Source organism: Bifidobacterium imperatoris (genome assembly GCF_002860405.1).
Classification (GTDB): Bacteria; Actinomycetota; Actinomycetes; order Actinomycetales; family Bifidobacteriaceae; genus Bifidobacterium; species Bifidobacterium imperatoris.
Map to the genome: position 1 here is coordinate 1 of NZ_NMWV01000014.1, position 18,776 is coordinate 18,776.

General features: G+C 56.8%; 16 protein-coding genes. 15 read left to right on the forward strand and 1 reads right to left on the reverse strand.

Translation table 11 applies throughout. From position 1 onward, the window contains the following. From Tam1G_RS05685 to Tam1G_RS05705, 5 genes are all read left to right on the forward strand, one after another. The coding region (locus Tam1G_RS05685; protein ID WP_101625757.1) for a carbohydrate ABC transporter permease at nucleotides 1-636 on the forward strand (636 nt) is incomplete at its 5' end. Nucleotides 637-694: 58 nt separating this feature from the next. After that, nucleotides 695-1,693: a carbohydrate ABC transporter permease gene (locus tag Tam1G_RS05690; RefSeq protein WP_165781918.1), complete on the forward strand. Its 999-nt coding sequence runs from the start codon at nucleotides 695-697 to the stop codon at nucleotides 1,691-1,693. Nucleotides 1,694-1,696: 3 nt separating this feature from the next. Continuing rightward, on the forward strand, nucleotides 1,697-3,778 hold the full coding sequence (locus Tam1G_RS05695; protein ID WP_101625759.1) for a beta-galactosidase: 2,082 nt from the start codon (nucleotides 1,697-1,699) through the stop codon (nucleotides 3,776-3,778). A gap of 450 nt (nucleotides 3,779-4,228) precedes the next feature. Next, a complete protein-coding gene (locus Tam1G_RS05700) occupies nucleotides 4,229-5,572 on the forward strand; it encodes an ABC transporter substrate-binding protein (RefSeq protein ID WP_101625808.1) in 1,344 nt (447 codons plus the stop codon). Nucleotides 5,573-5,719: 147 nt separating this feature from the next. After that, nucleotides 5,720-7,141, forward strand: a complete 1,422-nt coding sequence (locus Tam1G_RS05705) for an ABC transporter substrate-binding protein (protein ID WP_165781919.1) — start codon at nucleotides 5,720-5,722, stop codon at nucleotides 7,139-7,141. Nucleotides 7,142-7,316: 175 nt separating this feature from the next. Here the strand turns inward: Tam1G_RS05705 and Tam1G_RS05710 are convergent, their stop codons facing one another. After that, the gene (locus Tam1G_RS05710; RefSeq protein ID WP_101625760.1) at nucleotides 7,317-8,096 is read right to left on the reverse strand and encodes a type III pantothenate kinase; all 780 of its coding nucleotides are present in this window, start codon (nucleotides 8,094-8,096) and stop codon (nucleotides 7,317-7,319) included. Nucleotides 8,097-8,237: 141 nt separating this feature from the next. On the opposite strand from Tam1G_RS05710, the gene Tam1G_RS05715 reads away from it, so the two are divergent. From Tam1G_RS05715 to Tam1G_RS05760, 10 genes are all read left to right on the forward strand, one after another. Further along, entirely contained in the window at nucleotides 8,238-9,875 is a 1,638-nt protein-coding gene (locus Tam1G_RS05715; protein ID WP_101625761.1) for an ABC transporter substrate-binding protein, read from the forward strand. A gap of 87 nt (nucleotides 9,876-9,962) precedes the next feature. Then, on the forward strand, nucleotides 9,963-10,940 hold the full coding sequence (locus Tam1G_RS05720) for an ABC transporter permease (RefSeq protein WP_101625762.1): 978 nt from the start codon (nucleotides 9,963-9,965) through the stop codon (nucleotides 10,938-10,940). After that, the gene (locus Tam1G_RS05725) at nucleotides 10,937-11,836 is read left to right on the forward strand and encodes an ABC transporter permease (RefSeq protein WP_101625763.1); all 900 of its coding nucleotides are present in this window, start codon (nucleotides 10,937-10,939) and stop codon (nucleotides 11,834-11,836) included. The genes Tam1G_RS05720 and Tam1G_RS05725 overlap by 4 nt, the downstream gene beginning before the upstream one ends. Then, entirely contained in the window at nucleotides 11,833-12,624 is a 792-nt protein-coding gene (locus tag Tam1G_RS05730) for an ABC transporter ATP-binding protein (RefSeq protein WP_101625764.1), read from the forward strand. The genes Tam1G_RS05725 and Tam1G_RS05730 overlap by 4 nt, the downstream gene beginning before the upstream one ends. Continuing rightward, nucleotides 12,617-13,465, forward strand: a complete 849-nt coding sequence (locus Tam1G_RS05735; protein WP_101625765.1) for an ABC transporter ATP-binding protein — start codon at nucleotides 12,617-12,619, stop codon at nucleotides 13,463-13,465. Before Tam1G_RS05730 ends, Tam1G_RS05735 begins: the two co-directional genes overlap by 8 nt. A 221-nt stretch (nucleotides 13,466-13,686) precedes the next feature. Next, the gene (locus Tam1G_RS05740; RefSeq protein ID WP_242689671.1) at nucleotides 13,687-14,067 is read left to right on the forward strand and encodes a GntR family transcriptional regulator; all 381 of its coding nucleotides are present in this window, start codon (nucleotides 13,687-13,689) and stop codon (nucleotides 14,065-14,067) included. Beyond that, nucleotides 14,064-14,984: an ATP-binding cassette domain-containing protein gene (locus Tam1G_RS05745; protein WP_101625766.1), complete on the forward strand. Its 921-nt coding sequence runs from the start codon at nucleotides 14,064-14,066 to the stop codon at nucleotides 14,982-14,984. Before Tam1G_RS05740 ends, Tam1G_RS05745 begins: the two co-directional genes overlap by 4 nt. Nucleotide 14,985: 1 nt before the next feature. Beyond that, the gene (locus tag Tam1G_RS05750; protein ID WP_033889554.1) at nucleotides 14,986-15,924 is read left to right on the forward strand and encodes a hypothetical protein; all 939 of its coding nucleotides are present in this window, start codon (nucleotides 14,986-14,988) and stop codon (nucleotides 15,922-15,924) included. Nucleotides 15,925-16,360: 436 nt separating this feature from the next. Further along, nucleotides 16,361-17,425, forward strand: coding sequence for a pyridoxal-phosphate dependent enzyme (locus tag Tam1G_RS05755; protein WP_101625767.1), 1,065 nt, complete (start codon nucleotides 16,361-16,363; stop codon nucleotides 17,423-17,425). Between the two features lie 147 nt (nucleotides 17,426-17,572). Beyond that, nucleotides 17,573-18,757: a cystathionine gamma-synthase gene (locus tag Tam1G_RS05760; protein ID WP_101625768.1), complete on the forward strand. Its 1,185-nt coding sequence runs from the start codon at nucleotides 17,573-17,575 to the stop codon at nucleotides 18,755-18,757. Nucleotides 18,758-18,776 lie beyond the last annotated feature (19 nt).

Sequence of the window (18,776 nt, forward strand, 5' to 3'; positions counted from 1 at the left end):
ATGCTCTTCCTCGCGGCAGCTATGGCATTGGCATTGGATTCGATGAAGCTGCACGGCACGAAATTCTTCCGCATCTCCACCTTCCTGCCTTACGCAGTGCCCGCCGTGGTCTCCACGTTAATCTGGGGCTTCGTATACGGCGCCAAGTACGGCCTGGTCGGCTCCTTCAACAGCTTCTTCGGCACCCATATCGATGTGTTGAGCTCAGACGTGTTGCTTGCCGCCATCGCAAACATCAACACCTGGGAGTTCACCGGTTACAACATGCTGATCTTCTACAGCTCCCTGTCCACGATTCCGCACAGCTTGTATGAGGCGGCCAGCATCGATGGTGCCTCGGAGTGGCAGATCGTCAAGTCGATCAAACTGCCGGAGTTGAAGGGCTCCCTGGCGATCACGGTGATCTTCTCGATCATCGGTTCGTTCCAGCTGTTCAACGAACCGAGCATTTTGCAGAACATGGTGCCGGGCAACGCGATCACCACGTACTACACGCCGAACATGTACGCGTACAACCTGAGCTTCTCCGGCAACCAGTCAAATTACGCCGCAGCATTGGCCATCGTCATGGCCGTGATCACTATGGCCATCGCCTACGCGGTCCAGCTCAACAGCATGAAGGAGCAGATGAAGTGATGCGCCGGATGCTGATTGCTGAAATGACTGTGACTGTAATTGTGAAGGAGCGTGCGTGATGAGTGCAGCAACAAGTGCCCGTCTGACCGAGGCGGAATTGAGGGCCCAGGAGAAGGCCGCCAAAAGGGCCGAGAAGGAACGTCAGAAGCGTATCGCTCGCGATGAGGCTGCTGAGCGCAAGCGCAGCGAGAAGGCCGGCTTCGCGAACGTGAATAACCCGCGTCGTTCCACCCTGATGACCATCCTATGCGCCATCTTCGCGGTCTACTGCCTCTTCCCGTTCGTCTACCTGGCGATCAACGCCACGAAGACCCAGGCCGACTTCACCAGTACGTTCGGTCTCGGCTTCGGTAAGACCTTTGCTCTGTGGGACAACATCGTCACTGTGTTCACCTATCAGGGTGGCATCTTCGGCCGCTGGCTGATCAACACCCTGCTTTACGTGGTGGTGGGCGCAGGCGGTGCAACCTTGCTGGCTATCATGGGCGGCTATGCACTGGCCAAGTTCCGCTTCCCGGGCCGCAAGGCCGTGTTCGCGGTGATCATCGGCTCCATCTCCGTGCCGGGCATCGCCTTGGCCGTGCCGCAGTTCCTCCTGTTCGCCAAGCTGGGTTTGACCAACACCCCGTGGGCTATGATTATCCCGTCCTTGATCTCCCCGTTCGGCCTGTACCTCATGTGGATTTTCTCCGAGCAGGCCGTGCCGACCGAGTTGCTGGAAGCCGCCCGCGTGGATGGTGCAAGCGAGTTCCGCACGTTCTGGACCATCAGCTTGCCGCTGCTGGCTCCCGGTATTGTGACCACCGCTCTGTTCACCATCGTGGCCACTTGGAACAACTACTTCCTGCCATTGATCATGTTGAAGGATGCTGATTGGTACCCGCTGACCATTGGTCTGAACCAATGGAAGGACCAGGCGTCCACCGCTGGTGGCCAGGCCATCCAGAATCTGGTGATCACGGGCTCGCTGATCACGATCATTCCGCTGGTCATCGCCTTCCTGTGCCTGCAGAAGTACTGGCAGTCCGGCCTCGCCGCAGGAGCCGTCAAGGAGTAAGACATGACTGAACACCGTCCATTCAACTGGCCGCAGCCACTTGCCGGCAAAAGCCCGCGCATCTGGTACGGCGGCGACTACAACCCTGACCAGTGGCCCGAGGAAGTCTGGGATGAAGACATCGAACTGATGCAGAAGGCCGGAGTCAATCTGGTTTCCGTAGCTATCTTCTCCTGGGCCAAGCTCGAACCAGAAGAGGGCGTCTACGATTTCGACTGGCTCGACCGCGTCATCGATAAGCTCGGCAAAGCCGGGATCGCCGTGGACCTCGCCACCGGTACCGCATCCCCGCCGATGTGGCTTACCCAAGCCCACCCGGAGATTCTATGGGTGGACTACCGTGGCGATGTCTGTCAGCCGGGCGCCCGTCAGCATTGGCGCGCCACCAGCCCGGTCTTCCTCGACTATGCGCTGAATCTGTGCCGTAAGATGGCCGAACATTACAAGGACAATCCATACGTCGTCTCCTGGCATGTGAGCAACGAATACGGTTGCCACAATCGTTTCGACTACTCCGATGATGCCGAACGCGCCTTCCAAAAGTGGTGCGAAAAGAAGTACGGCACCATTGACGCAGTCAACGACGCGTGGGGCACCGCCTTCTGGGCGCAGCGCATGAACAACTTCTCCGAGATCATTCCGCCGCGTTTCATTGGCGACGGCAACTTCATGAACCCGGGCAAGCTGCTCGACTGGAAGCGCTTCAGCTCCGATGCATTGCTCGACTTCTACAAAGCCGAGCGCGACACCCTGCTTGAAATCACCCCTGGCAAGCCGCAGACCACCAATTTCATGGTCTCTGCCGGCGGCACAGGTCTTGACTACGACAAGTGGGGCTACGACGTCGACTTCGTCTCCAACGACCACTACTTCACTCCGGGTGAGGAGCATCTTGACGAGCTGGCCTACTCGGCCTCCTTGTGCGATGGCATTGCCCGTAAGAAGCCGTGGTTCCTGATGGAACACTCCACTTCGGCCGTCAACTGGCGTCCGATCAACTATCGTGTGGAGCCCGGCGAGCTTGTGCGCGACTCTCTGGCTCACCTGGCTATGGGCGCTGACGCTATCTGCTACTTCCAGTGGCGCCAATCCAAGGCCGGTGCTGAGAAGTGGCACTCCTCGATGGTGCCGCATGCAGGCCCTGACTCCCAGATCTTCCGCGATGTGTGTGAACTGGGTGCTGATTTGCACAAGTTGGCCGACGAGGGTCTGTTGAATACCACGTTGGTCAAGTCCAAAGTCGCAGTGGTCTTTGATTACGAGTCCCAGTGGGCTACGGAACATACCGCCACGCCTACACAGGAGGTACGCCATTGGACCGAACCGCTCGCATGGTTCCGTGCGCTTGCGGATAACGGTCTTACCGCAGACGTGGTACCGGTTCGTGGACCCTGGGACGAGTATGAAGCCGTGGTGCTGCCAAGCCTGACCATTCTTTCCGAAGAAACCTCACGCCGAGTGCGCGAGTATGTGGCGAACGGCGGCAAGCTGTTCGTGACCTACTACACCGGTTTGGTGGACGAGAAGGATCACGTTTGGCTTGGTGGATACCCAGGTTCCATTCGAGACGTTGTGGGCGTTCGCGTGGAGGAATTTGCCGCTATGGGCAATGACTTCTCCGGTGCTATGGATCATCTGGACCTAACTAACGGCACAGTGGCACATGATTTCGCCGACGTCATCACTTCCGTGGCTCCAACCGCTCATGTGGTGGCTTCCTTCAAGGCCGATAAGTGGACTGGCTTCGATGGCGCCCCCGCCATTACCGTCAACGAATACGGTGACGGCAAGGCGGCGTACATCGGCGCTCGCCTGGGCCGTGAAGGTTTGGCCAAGTCTCTGCCGGCCCTGCTGGAGGAGTTTGGCATCGATACGCCTGCGGAAGATGATTGCGGTGAAGTGCTGCGCGTCGAACGCGCTGATGCCGCCGATGAGAACCACTTTGTGTTCCTGTTCAACCGCACGCATGACGTTGCCGTGGTGGATGTGGAAGGCGAGCCGTTGGTCGCGTCGTTGGCTCAGGTCAACGAGTCCGAACACACGGCGGCCATCCAGCCGAACGGTGTGCTGGTGGTGAAGCTGTAAAGGCTGTGCGTAGGTGCGCTGTGCATATGTGCGGCGCAAGACCATAAGTCTATAAATACTGTCTCCTGCTCAAAGGCTGGGATTGTCGGAACCATTTTCGACAACCCCAGCCTTTTTCGTACGGTTCTGCATTGGCTGGAGCGTAGAGCTGCGCATGAGCATAAGCGGCCTAATGGCGCAAAATACCTGTAGCAGATTGTGGGTGAGGTAAATGTTTACTGGAAAATAGGTTATGTTTACGATAACACGCCGAGCGTAATTGTTTGCCAATACTGGACTCCTGTGTATACTGATAAATGTTATCGCAATCATAGTTTTGGAAATGGCGAGAGGAGCCACTTCTCGAGGTTGAGGAGAATTCCAAGGAGTTTGAATCAATCAGAAGCGATGATTGCGAACGACAAACATATTTGGATCGTTCTGGACGATTCGAGGAAGGAGAACAGAACGATGAAGTTCACTACCGCCAAGAAGGCCATCGCTCTCACAGGCGCAGTTGCCATGCTGGTGTCCGTCGCTGCTTGCGGTTCCGACAGCGCTGGCTCTCAGCCGGAACAGGAAAAGGATGTACAGGAAATCACCGTGTGGGCTTGGGAGCCTACGCTGACCCAGGTTGCCAAGGACTTCACGAAGAAGACCGGCATTAAGGTCGATCTGAAGAACGTCGGCACCAACACCAAGGAATACACTCAGCTTGATAACGCCATCGAGGCCGGCAACGGCGCTCCGGATGTGGCTCAGGTCGAGTACTACGCCATCCCGCAGTACGCCATCAAGGGCAACCTGCTGGACATCACTGACAAGACCTCCGGCTACTCCGACTTCTACACTCCTGGCCCGTGGGCATCCGTGCAGTTCGGTGGCAAGGTTTACGGTCTGCCGATGGATTCCGGCCCAATGGCCTTCTTCTACAACAAGGAAGTCTTCGACAAGGCCGGTGTTGACGCCGAGCAGATCAAGACTTGGGACGATTACTACGAGGCCGCCAAGAAGATTCACGCTCTGGGCGACAACTACTACATCACCTCCGATACCGGTGACGCCGGCTTCTACGATTCCATGACCTGGCTTGCTGGCGGTCAGCCGTTCAAGACCTCCTCCGACGGCACCGAAGTGACCATCAACCTGACCGGTGATGAGAACGTGCAGAAGTTCAACGAGTTCTGGCAGAAGATGCTGGATGAAGGCCTGCTTGACACCAAGACTGCTGGCTGGTCTGAGGATTGGTTCAAGGGCATGGTTGACGGCACCATCGCCTCCCTGCTCACCGGTGCTTGGATGCCTGCAAACCTTGCTAACTCCGCTGCTGGTGGCGCTGGCAAGTGGCGTGTGACCCAGATGCCGACCGCTGACGGCTCCGCAACCAACTCCGAGAATGGTGGTTCTTCGCTGGCCGTGCTGTCTTCCTCCAAGAAGGCTGACGCTGCCTACAAGTTCATCGAGTACGCTAACCACGGCGATGGCGTGGCCACCCGTGTGGCTGGCGGCGCATTCCCGGCTGACAAGGCTTCCATGGAATCCGATTCCTTCAAGAACGCCACCACCGTGAAGAACTCCGATGGTGAGGATGTGGACTACTTCGGTGGTCAGAAGTACAACGAGGTTCTTGCTCAGGCTGCTGAGAACGTCTCCTCCGACTACCAGTTCCTGCCGTTCGAGGTCAAGGCTCGCACCATCTTCGGCGACTATGTTGGCAAGTCCTACACTGGCGATCAGAAGCTCTCTGACGGTGTCGCTGCTTGGCAGAAGGCACTGCAGGATTACGGCAAGGATCAGGGCTTCACTGTGAAGTAAGCTCCACGTCTGAGTCTCATTCATAACTGACTGCAAAAGCTCCGAGTGCATTATGCACCCGGAGCTTTACTTATGCTCTCATGCTCTTGTCAAGGAATACATGATGCAGAATGATTCGAGCGCAGACATACTAGTAGACTCGGCACTATGAGTTTGATTGACCGGCGAATCAGAAGGATGGCAGCCGCAGCAGTGGCCGCCATCCTTTCCGTATCCCTCGCATCATGCGGGCAAGCCACCCAAGATAATCGCACTGAAATCACAGTGTGGAGCTGGGAGCCCAGCATGGGCAAGGTCATCAGTCGATTCGAAAAAGCCAATCCAGACATCAAAGTCAATTGGACGAACATCTCCGGCTACAACAATCTCAACACCGCCATCCAAGACGGCTACGGCACTCCAGACGTGGCACAAATCGAATATTATGCACTGCCGCAGTATGAGGTTTCCGGCCAGTTACTGGACCTGACCGACCGCATCGGTTCCGATTACGCGAACTTCTTTACCCTTGGTACATGGTCTTCCGTACAGCTTGCCGGCCGCACGTATGGTCTGCCGATGGATTCCGGCCCGATGGGATTCTTCTATAACCAGGACGTATTCGAGCAGGCCGGCGTGGATGCCACTCAGATTAAGACTTGGGACGACTATTACGAAGCAGCAAAAAGACTCAAGGACATCGGCGTATATATTGCAGCCGATGCCGGCGACGGCAGTTTCTACGATGCGATGATCTGGCTCGCAGGCGGCCAACCATTCCACACATCGTCAGACGGTAAAACCGTGACCATTGATTTGAGTCATGATGCAGGCACGCAACGTTTCACTGCATTCTGGCAGAAGATGATTGACGAAGGCTTAGTGGACACCACTTCGGCTACATGGTCCAGCCGATGGAAAAGCCGCGTAGGCAACGGCACCATTGCCTCCGTATTCATGGGAGCATGGATGCCGTCGATGCTGCTATCCAATGTGCCGGGCGCGGCAGGCTTGTGGCGCGTGACCACCATGCCCACATATGACGGCAACCCAACCAATGCGGAAAGTGGCGGCTCGGCGCTCGCCGTGCTGCAACTCACACGCAAACCGGATGCAGCATACCGATTCGTGGATTTCGTCACCCATGACACGCAAGGCATCAGTGCGCGCGTGGCAGGCGGCGCATTCCCCGCGGATTATGCGACGCTGAACTCCGAGGATTTTTTGGACAAAACCACTATCACCAATGAGAGTGGCATGGAAATCCCATATTTTGGCGGGCAGAAATTCAACCGTGTGCTTTCCGAGGCTGCCGAAGATGTATCTGTGGGATACCAGTATCTGCCATTCGAGGTGTATGCGCGCAGTGATTTTGAAACCACAGTGGGCAAAGCATACAAATGGTCGAGCAGTTTCCAAGCGTACCAGCGCAGACAGGCCGCCATTGATCTGGGATGGAAGGACGAAGACGGCAATCCATTGCAGCCTTTGGAAGACCCGGGTAAAAAGGTGAGCCTTGAAGATGGCCTAACCCAATGGCAGAAAGATCTGAAGGAATACGGCTTCAATCAAGGCTTCACCATTAAATAGCGGTGGCGGGGCGGCGATAGACGGTCTGCTGTTTTTCCTACCATGCTTATTCCTTTGTATGTTCGCGTGGTCACGTACTCCGCGCGAACATACAGAGGAAATTGGCTACGAAAATGTTTGTATGTTCGCGCAGCATCTGTCAGTTGCGCGAACATACAAACGATTCGGTTGGTAGCTAGCGCACGTTGCGCGCGTAAATGTGCGCCATGCCCTTAAAAATCAAGTCCGGGTCGTACACGTCGATGAGTTCGGTGTCGTCGGCAAACACGCGGCCCAGGCCACCGGTGGCGATCACCTTGAAATCCTCGCCGTCAAGCTCTTTGCGGAACTGGTTGATGGTGCGCTCCACGCCACCCAGGAACGTGTAATACAGGCCTGCCTGCATACAAGTCTTGGTATTCGTGCCCAAAATCGTAGACGGCCGGGTGATTTCCACTTCCGGCAGCTGCGCGGTATCGCCCCACAACGCCGCAGCGCCTGTGCGAATGCCGGTGGTAATCACACCGGAATCAATCACGCCGCGAGCATCCACATGCGTGAATGTGGTCGCTGTGCCGAAATCGGCCACCAGCACTGGGCCGCCGTATTCGTTATAAGCACCGGCGCAATCGGCCAGAATGTCCGCGCCGAGCGATTTCGGATCATCCACGCGCACGTTCATGCCGGTTTTGATGCCAGGGCCAATCACCATCGGCTCAATATCGAGAAACTTGATAATTGATGAGCGGAAGGAATGCATCACCTTCGGTACCACCGAGCAGATGATCACATCGTCCACATCGCGCGGAGTGAAACCGCTCATTCTCAGGAATTCGGTCAAAAACAGACCATATTCGTCTGATGTATGGTTCGCCTTGGACGTGATACGATACGTGCCCACATTGGTGCGGCCCGTCTCACCATCCAAAAACCCGATCACAATATTCGTATTGCCGATATCAACGGCGACCAGCATGATAACCCTCCAGCGTTGAGATGGATTTCACGGCCTCATTCTACGCACCCGCGCCTATGATTGAGCTTCGGTGGTCGACCCGGCTCGGGCGGCCAACCGATTGCAATGAATAATTACATAAGGAATGACAGAGGAAGAACTATGTCTCAAGACAATGGTGTGCACGCTCAGGACGGCGCAACCACGGACGCGAGCTTGGCCTCGCGCGCCAAAAATCCGAAGAAGAACGGCCCGAAATGGTGGCTGATCTCCCTGATTGCCGTCATCGTGGCAGTGGCCGTGGTGATTGGCGTGACCTTGGCATACAGCAAGAAGGATGATTCAGCGAACGTTTCCGCTGGCAACATGTATGCGGACACCGTGACTATCGGCCTCAAACTGGCTCCCACCAACTTGGATATTCGCAACACCGCAGGCTCCGCATTGGATCAGGTGTTGATCGGCAACGTGTACGAAGGCATTGTGGCCCGCGACTCCAAGAACCAGGTGGCACCCGGTTTGGCCTCCAGCTGGGAAGAATCCAAGGACGGTCTGACCTACACCTTCCACCTCAACAAGAACATGACCTTCTCCAATGGCGACAAGCTGGATGCTGAGGATGTGGCATGGTCCATCAACGAGCTCATCGCCAAGCAGTACCATGATGCCGACGCGCTCACTGCGGTAAGCAAAGTGGAAGCCAAGGATGCCGACACTGTGGTCATGACGCTCAAAACCCCGAATTCGAACCTGTTGTGGACCCTGACCGGCCGCGCCGGCTTGGTATTCGACAAGGACGCCAAGTATGACCTGAAGACCCAGGCCGTAGGCTCCGGCCCATACACCGTGGCCAAGTTCGTCGAGAATGATTCCATCACGCTGAAGGCCAACAACAAGTACTGGGGCAAGAACAAGGCCAAGACGCCGACCATCGTCATCAAGTATCTGGCCGACGATAACGCTGCAGTGAATGCGCTGAAATCCGGTGACGTGCAGGTACTCGCCCCAATCACCGAAACCCTGGCCGGCCCGTTCAAGTCCGACTCGGCCAAGTACACGGTGAAGGCCGGCAACGGCACTGATAAGTATGTGCTCGGCTTTAATAACGCTTCCGGTTCCAAACTCGCCGACAAGCGTATCCGCCAGGCCATTCGTTACGCCATTAACCACAAGGAGATTATCGCCTCCCGTGGTGGCGCGGACAAGGCGCTCGGTGGCCCGATCCCTTCCCTCGACCCCGGTTATGAGGACTTGACCAAGTTGTACCCGTACGATCAGGCCAAGGCCAAATCACTGATGGAGGAAGCCGGTTATTCCGAAAGCAATCCACTGGAATTGAGCCTCACCTATGCGAACATTTACGGCACCGAAATCGGCGACCAGTTGCGCTCGCAGCTGAAGCCGATCGGCATTGATCTGAAGGTTAACGTGGTGGAATTCTCCACTTGGCTGCAGGACGTGTACACCAACCACGATTTCGACATCTCGCTGGTGGACCACAACGAAAGCCACGATTTCTACTCCTGGGCTGATCCGACCTACTACTTCGGCTACGACAATGCTGAAGTGCAGAAGCTCTACAATGAGGGCGTGGCTGCCACCACTGACAAGGAACGTGACGCCAAGTTCGCCGAAGCCGCCAAGCTCATTTCCGAAGATGCGCCGGCCGACTGGCTGTTCAACTACCGCATCACCACGGTTGCGGTCAAGGGCGTGAAAGGCTTCCCGTTCGACCTGAACCAGACCGTCCTACCCCTCTACAACGTGACCTACTCGCTGGCTGAGTTCAGTCAGAAATAGTGTTATTCCCCGGCTCCCCTCTTTGAGGGGAGCTGTCAGTGTAGCTGACTGAGGGGAGTCCAAGATGATGGAGCAAAGGAGCTGCATATGCGATTTGTGATTCGCCGACTATTGCTGTTTGTAGTGGCACTGTTCGGCATCTCCATTGTGGTATTCGCAGCGTTGCGCATCCTGCCTGGCGATGTGGCATCCATCATGGCCGGCATCAACGCGCCTGCCAGTCGCGTGGCACAATTGCGCGAACAGCTTGGCCTGAACCGACCGCTGATTGCGCAATACTTCGATTGGATGGGCGCGCTGGTCACCGGAGATTTTGGTACTTCGATTCTGACTGGTCGCTCGGTCACTTCCCTGATCGGTGCGCGCGCCGCCATCACCTTCCCGCTGATTATTCTGGGCCTGCTGATTGCAATGGTCATTGGACTGCCCCTGGGATGTGCGGCAGTATTGGCGCGTTCGCCTCGCGTACGCGCAGCATTTCATGTATTAGCTATTATTGGCGGCTCTGTGCCTGCATTATGGGGCGGTTTATTGCTGATTCTGCTGTTCGGCAAAGGCGTTGGGCTCGTCGGTATTCTCCCCTCGCAGGGCTTCCCATTGGACGGCTGGGGCAAACCGGGCAGTGCGATATTGTCGTTGGTTCTGCCGGCGCTCACGGTCGGCATCATCGTTGGTGCTTCACTGATGCGCTACACGCGTGCGACACTCGGCGACTTGTCCAGCTCCGGTTACATCGATATGGCCCGCTCCTGCGGCATGACCCGCACTCAAGCGGTGCTCAATGTCGGTCTTCGTCTCGCCATGCCTCAGTTGGTGTCGGTCATCGGCTTGACTTTCGCATCCATGATTACCGGCGTCATGGTCATCGAAAACCTTTTCGCTTTGCCTGGCATCGGCAATGGACTGGTCACCGACGTAGGCAATCGCGACCTGATTGCCGTGCAAAGCGAATTGTTCCTGCTCGCCGCATTCTTCCTAGGGATAGGGCTGATTGTGGATGTGCTGCATCGTATTCTCGACCCGCGTTTGAAGAGCGCCAGCAGTGTTGCGGAGGTGAACGCATGAGCAAGCGGAGAACTAACAAGCTGGGAATTATTATGCAATCCATCTGGCAGCGCGGCGAGGGCAAATTCACGTTGATCGTGCTCGCGCTCTGGCTAGCCATAGCGTTGATTTCGCTGGTCTGGACACCGCAATCATTGTGGACCACCGACGGTTACCATGTGTGGGCCAAGCCGTCCGCCTCGCATTGGCTCGGCACGGACGGCACAGGTGCCGATGTGTTCAGTTGGCTGATGGCTGGCTCGCGCACCAACCTATTGATTGTGCTGCTGACCGTAGTGGTATCCGCGCTGTGGGGATTGCTCTTGGTCGCTGCGATGGCGGCACGCAATTCCGCGCTCGCCAGCACCTCCGTGGTGGTGATTGACGCGCTGATTTCTATACCAACAGTGCTGATTGCGCTGATTCTTGCTGTGCCGATGGGTGCTTCCATCACTGTCATTGTGATTGCCTGCGGTTTTGGGTATGGCCTCAATCTTGCCCGTGTGGCCCGCCCGGCTGCGCTGTTGGCTGCTCGTTCGGCCTACGTGGAATCAGCTCTGGCCAATGGTGCAAGCGGGTGGCGTGTGCTCGTAAGCCATATCATCCCCAATATTTTCCCGGTACTGGCCGTGCAGTTGTCGCTCTCTGCCGGTACTGCGGTATTGGCTGAATCTGGATTGACGTACCTTGGCATTGGCGTACCCTCCGGCGTGCCAAGCTGGGGGCATTCGCTGGCTACTTCAGTCAAACTCATCAACGTATTTCCTTTGACCGTGCTTTGGCCGGGTCTGATCGTTACGGTGGTGGTTGTGGCTTTGAACGTGTTCGGTGACGTGCTGCGCGATGCCATCGATCCAGTGGCGAATCCCGCATTGCGGCAGACGGTTATCGTTGCCGAGAAAGAAGGCGAGCGATGAGCGTTACCGTAGAAGGCTTGAATATTGCCATCGGTGGCAAGCCGATTGTTGCTGATGTGGATTTGAACATTGCGGACGGTGAGCGAGTGGGTCTCATCGGTTCTTCCGGCTCCGGCAAATCCATGATTTCCAAGGCTATGCTGGGATTATTGCCGCTGAATGCCACGGTATCCGGTTCCATTACTTTGGGAGATGCTCAGGTTGTAGGCACTTGTGAGCGTAAGCTTGCGGACTTGCGTGGCCGCTATGTGGGTACGGTATTCCAGAATCCGGCCGCTTCGCTAAATCCGGTGATGACGGTGGCTCAGCAGATTGGCCTGCCGTTGAAGCTTCACTATGACCTCACCGCCGTTGAACGATCTGAGCGCGTGGCCGCAATGCTTGGCAAAGTCGGGCTTCAAGAAGAGGTTGCAGGCAAGTATCCGCATGAGCTTTCCGGTGGCCAGCAGCAGCGCGTTGGCATTGCTACAGCATTGATTACTTCACCGCGATTCATCATTGCCGACGAACCAACTACTGCGCTGGATTCGATCACACAACGTCAGATTGTCGATTTGCTGACCTCGCTGGTAGATGATGCTGGCGCTTCGATGCTGTTCATCACCCATGATTTTTCCGTGCTCGCACGCGCCACCACGCGCTGCTATGTGCTGGAATCCGGGCGTATTGTGGATTCCGGAGCGACTGCCGACGTGCTGGCGAACCCAAAGACGCCTGAATCCAAACGCTTGGTTTCTGCGGCCCGCAGCCTCACCCTCCACAACACCAAGGAGGATTCCCATGAGTAACGAGCTCCTGCTCACCGCGCGCAGTATCAACGCATCCTTTGCGGACCGCAATATGCATCGCGGTCTGTTCGATTTCGGCCGTGCGCCCCGCCGCCAAGTGCTTTTCGATGTGTCTGCGGAAGTCAAAGCAGGGGAGTGCTTGGCCGTTATCGGCGCATCTGGTTCGGGCAAAACCACGCTGACTCGCATCATGCTGGGCCTTGCCGCTGCCGATTCCGGGACCGTCGAATACCGTGGCGCTGAAGTCCGCCACGGCTCGGAAGGTATGCGCACGTTGCGAGCTGAATCCTCCATCGTGTTCCAGGACCCGTTCTCTTCGCTCGACCCGCGCTGGACGGTTGAACGCTCGGTTTCCGAACCTTTATGGTTGCGTCGCCGTGCGCTTGGATTCGCGGCCGACGAAGTTGAAGGCAAAACCGCACAAGCATTGGCTCGAGTTGGCCTCGACCCGCGTGAATTCATGGGCCGCTATCCATGTGATCTGTCCGGAGGCCAGGCTCAGCGCGTGGCTATTGCCAGGGCCATCGTCAATGAGCCGCGCCTGATTTTGGCCGATGAGCCGATGAGCGCCATCGATGTGGCCGCTCGCGTGCAGATCCTGGAAACCTTCCAATCGATTCTCGCTGCAGAAGGTTCGCAGGACATCGACCCAGCCACCGGGCAGCCCATTAAACCGGCCATCATCATGGTTTCGCACGACCTTGGCGTAGTGCAGCACATCGCCGACCGCATTCTTGTGCTGTGCGCAGGCAAAGTAGTGGAATCCGGCACTACCGCAGCTGTACTCAATAATCCCCAGTCCGATTACACCCGTCAGCTCATCGCCGCCGCCTCGCTATAGTCGGTGCGGTAATTTGTAGGAAATGGTGACTTGCCGCTGTATTCGTTGGTTCGCTATTTGATTCATTACGACCTTGACTATTGCCTGTTTTAGTTATATGGTTAGTTACATAAGTAACTAACCAATGAAGTAGCTCTACGCTATGCCGGCCAGAAGTCACGGTCAGGCTGTCTTAATCCCGTGTGATCAACTGCTGTGCTTTCGAGCCAACGTTTGGGGAGGTGAACCAAACCTTGCACTTCGATGATTCCAGTGGCGAGCCGCTGTTCAGACAGGTGGCCGACCAGCTGAACGAGGCCATCGTGCTGGGCCTCTATAAGGAAGGCGACCAAGTGCCGAGCACCACGGAAATCTCCACAACCTACCGCATCAATCCGGCCACTGTGCTCAAAGGCATGAATCTGCTGGTTGAGCAAGGATTGCTGGAAAAGCGCCGCGGTTTGGGTATGTTCGTGGCTGCCGGTGCGGCGAATCGCGCGCGCGGCGCCAAACGCGAGGAATTCCTTGACCGGCAATTGCCTCAATTCATTGCCGAAGCGCGGCGTCTGGGCTTCGGCCCCAAAGAACTCACCGAGCTGATTGAGAAGGAGTATGCATCATGAGCGCAACGGAATACGCTACGGCTGCTGCGGATGCAGTCGCCGCTGTGAAGCTCACTATTACTGACTTGCACAAACGATACGGCTCAACTGTGGCATTGAATGGCGTGAATCTTACGCTACGGCCCGCGATTTACGGTCTCTTCGGGCGCAATGGAGCCGGCAAATCCACGTTAATGGGCATCATCGCCAATCGTCTACTACCGGGTGGCGGATCGATTGAACTGGACGGTGCGAGCGTTTTCGAGAACGAAACTGCACAATCGCGCATCTACCTGCTCAATGAAACCGTGCCATTCATGGTGGGCGTTCGACTCAACACGATTTTCAAGCGAGAAGAACGGTACTATGGTGATTTCGACTGGGCGTTCAGTGCACGCATGCTCGCCGAATTTGGCATTATGCCGGGCAGCTTGTACGGCCAGCTTTCGCTTGGCCAGCGCATGATCGTGCGATTGGTAGCCGCCCTGTGCGTGCCGGTGGACGTGTTGCTGCTGGACGAGCCGGTGCTTGGATTGGATGCCGCCAATCGTGAATTGTTCTACAAGTTCCTGCTCGAATCGTTCAGCGAGCATCCGCGCATCATCGTACTTTCGACCCATATCATCAGCGAAATCGCGCACGTGGTGGAACGAGTCGCCCTCCTCGACCAAGGCAGAATCATCGATGAATTCGATGCCGAATCGGTGGGTTCACGGGCAACCGTGCTGGTCGGCGAATCGGACCGTGTGAACACTGTTATCGCTAGTAATCAGTTGCAAATCATTTCGCACGAGGAGATGGGGCATTTGGTTTCCGTCGTGGTTCGCGGGCAGGTCGATACATCCGAATTGCCATCCGATGTGTCTGCCAACCGACTTGGGTTGCAGGAATACGTCATACGCGCCACATCGGCAACCGACATCCAGAAAGGCCAATGACATGACTGGCAAAACCCAAGGATTGAGCAGGCAGTTCCTTTTGACGTTGCGCCGATGCCTTACGGTATATGGCGTGGTGCTTGCGGTAGGGTTGCTACTGTTCGTGCCGCTGTGCTATCAGTCGGTAATGCTCGGATATACCGGTTCGAGCGCGATTGTGTTTCCGGGAATCAACGATGTTGAGCTATATTTCCGCCCCATATTGTTATTCACGGCAATGGCATGGCAGTGGTTCTTCTTCGATTCGGCACTCTGCCACGGGGTTTCGCGTAAATCGTACATGAAAGCGACCGCGATCAGTGCCGCCGTGGTACCGCTGTTGCTATCGGTGCTCTATCTGATGGCTCGATTCGTGGTTATCGCAACAGGAACGGCGATTTGCTATGAGAAATCGGATGGATGCCGGATCACTGGCCCGTTCTATGCGCATCTGTCCGAACAATTCATGTATGCGTGGGAACGCATGGATTGGAATCGGGCTCCTTCGATGTGGGAAGCACAATATTCTCCGGCCTTGCCGGCTGGGCCATTGTTTGTGGGACTGAAGTTCTTCTCGCTGATGCTTTCATATACGGCGATTGGTGCACTGATTGGTGCGGTGCTGGCTTGGCTGGCTCGCAGAGGAATCTGGGCAGTCTCCATCGGTGTTGTCGTGCTTTGGTATGCGGCGCAACAGTTGAGTTCTTCGCCCTCAATGCTGATATACATGCCCAAAATGCAGGTGATAAGCAATTTCTATGAACTAGGAACTGCCCAGAACCGATTGGTGCAGGCCATGTCTGGGCGCGTAGTCAGCTATACGGCTGATGGTGTGGAAATCGGCACCTATGTGGTGTGGATTCCACTCGCTGAATCGCTAGTGCTGTTCGTATTGTGCATGTGGATTATCTGGATGTTCACCAAACGCCGAGAAATCCACCCCGCACGCCAGCGCGGGTGATGAGAGTTGCGGCTCCCCTCTGTTCAAGAAGAGGGGAGCCGTTTCCGCAATATGAACGCCGGCGACACGCGCATGCCGCAACCTGTGCTATGGTGTGAGGCATGCAGATTTTCTCATGTTGTTGTCGCTAACCGACGCCCCCGGGCGCACGGTCAGCGACGCATAACTTGAGAACGAGCATTCATATCGCAGTAGGATGGCTGCGAATCTTTCCATGAATTTCAAACCGCGGAAGTTGGCGCGGCGTGATGGTTCGCATCACAACATTGGAAACACAGAATTGCAGCATAACCCTTAGCGAATGAAGGGGTATGGATGCTCCAATCAACATAACGTCAAAGTCCGCTCGTCCGGGAACGTCGGTTCACGAAAACAACAGAACCGAATCACGTAAACCTAACAGCAAATTCAATAACCCCGGACCAAAGGACTTCACATGACCATCCACAACAGCCTCGCGGAACTCATCGGCAACACTCCGCTCATCAAGCTGAACCACATTCCCCAGGCGGCCGGAGTCAAAGCCACCATCGCTGTCAAAGTCGAATACTTCAACCCAGGCGGCTCCTCCAAGGATCGCATCGCCGAGCGCATCATCGATGCCGCCGAACGTTCCGGCCAGTTGAAGCCCGGCGGCGTTATCGTGGAGCCCACCTCTGGCAACACCGGCGTTGGACTGGCCCTCGTCGCCCAGCAGCGCGGCTACCGTACGATCTTCACCCTGCCGGACAAAGTCTCCGAATCCAAGCGTGCAGTGCTGCGCGCCTACGGTGCCGAAGTCATCGTGACTCCTACCGATGCCGGCCCGGACGATCCTCGCTCCTACTATCAAGTAGCCGAACGCCTCGCCAACGAAATCCCCGGCGGGTTCCGTCCGAACCAGTACGACAACCCGAACGGCCCGGAAAGCCACTACTACACCACCGGCCCGGAAATCTGGGAAGCCACTGATCATAAGGTCACTCATTTCGTTGCCGGCATCGGCACCGGCGGCACCATCTCCGGCACCGGGCGCTACCTCAAAGAAGCCTCGAACGGAGCGGTCAAAGTCATCGGCTCCGACCCAGAAGGCTCCATCTACTCCGCTGACTCGCTCGCCGACGTGCACCAGTACGACATCGAAGGCGTGGGGGAGGACTTCTACCCCAAGGCATTCGACCGCAACATCACCGATGACATCGTCAAAGTAGGCGATGCCGAAGCCTTCGAAATGACCCGCCGCCTGACCGGCGAAGAAGCCCTGCTCGTGGGCGGCTCCTCCGGTATGGCCGTCGCCAGCGCCATCAAGTACGCGCTCGCCAACGATCTCGACGAAAACCAGCTTGTGGTGGTGCTCGCACCGGATTCCGGCCGCAGCTACATGGAGAAGATTTTCAACGACGACTGGATGCGCGACAACGGCTACGGCGACGTGGTGGACCGCACCACCAAGCCTTCCCTCGCCGAGCAGTACCTTGCTCAGGCTCCCTCTGATGAGGGAGCTGTCAGCGAAGCTGACTGAGGGAGAGACATGCGACGTAGTCGCATTAAAAAACATAATCAACCTTGCAATAACCCGTTATCACTAACACCAATACCAACACACGCCGCACAAGCCGGCAGCTGTCGTACTCTCGAAGGCAGCACAATGGAAAGGAACATTACAACCATGTCCGCTGAATACAATGCCAAGTTTGCTCAGAACGCCCTCGCCACCCGTGCCATCCACGCTGGCCAGGAGCCTGACCCCACCACCGGCGCTGTGGTGACACCGATTTTCGCTACCTCCACCTTCAAGCAGGATGGCGTTCTCGGCTTGCGCGGCGGCCATGACTACTCCCGCTCCATCAACCCCACCCGCACCAGCTTCGACGAGCAGCTGGCATCCGTGGAAGGTGCCAAGTACGCGCTGAGCTTCTCCTCCGGTCTTGCCGCCATCGACGTGCTGCTGCGCTCCACCATCAAGCCCGGCGACAACATCCTGCTCGGCAACGACGTGTATGGCGGCACCTACCGTCTGCTTTCCAAGGTGTTCGTGCCGTGGGGCGTGGGCCTCGACGTAGTGGACATCACCGATCTTGCCGCTGTAGAAGCCGCCTTGTCTTCCAAGCATTATGAGTACGTGTGGGTTGAAACCCCATCCAACCCGCTGCTCAACATCACTGATATCGCCGCCACCGCCGAAGTGGCGCACAAGTACGGCACCAAGGTTGCCGTGGATAACACCTTTGCATCCCCGGCCCTCCAACACCCGCTCGCCGATGGTGCCGACGTGGTGGTCTATTCCACCACCAAGTACATTGGCGGCCACTCCGATGTGGTCGGCGGTGCCGTGGTGTTGAACGATGAGGAGACCCGCGAAAAGGTGGCATTCATGCAGAATGCCGCCGGTGCCGTGCCCTCCCCGTTCGACTCCTGGCTGGACATCCGCGGCTTGAAGACCCTGGACCTGCGCGTCAAGCGCCACAGCGCCAACGCCCTCAAGGTGGCCGAATGGCTGGAATCCCAGCCGGCCGACGTGATCGAGCGCGTCTGGTACCCGGGTCTCGAATCCCATCCGGGCCACGAGATCGCCGCCCGCCAGATGCACGGCGGCTTTGGTGGCATTGTTTCCGTGCAGCTTGCTGCCGGTGCTGAAGCCGCCAAGCGCTTCGTGGACCACACTCAGATCTTCACGCTGGCTGAGTCTCTGGGCGGTGTGGAAAGCCTCATCGAGGTGCCGGCCGCCATGACCCACGCTTCCGTTGCCGGCACCACGCTGCAGGTGCCCGCCAATCTGGTGCGCATCTCCGTGGGCATCGAAAATGCCGATGACCTCATCGCCGACCTCAAGCAGGCCCTCGAGCGCCTGTAATACTTTGTGACACAACGCG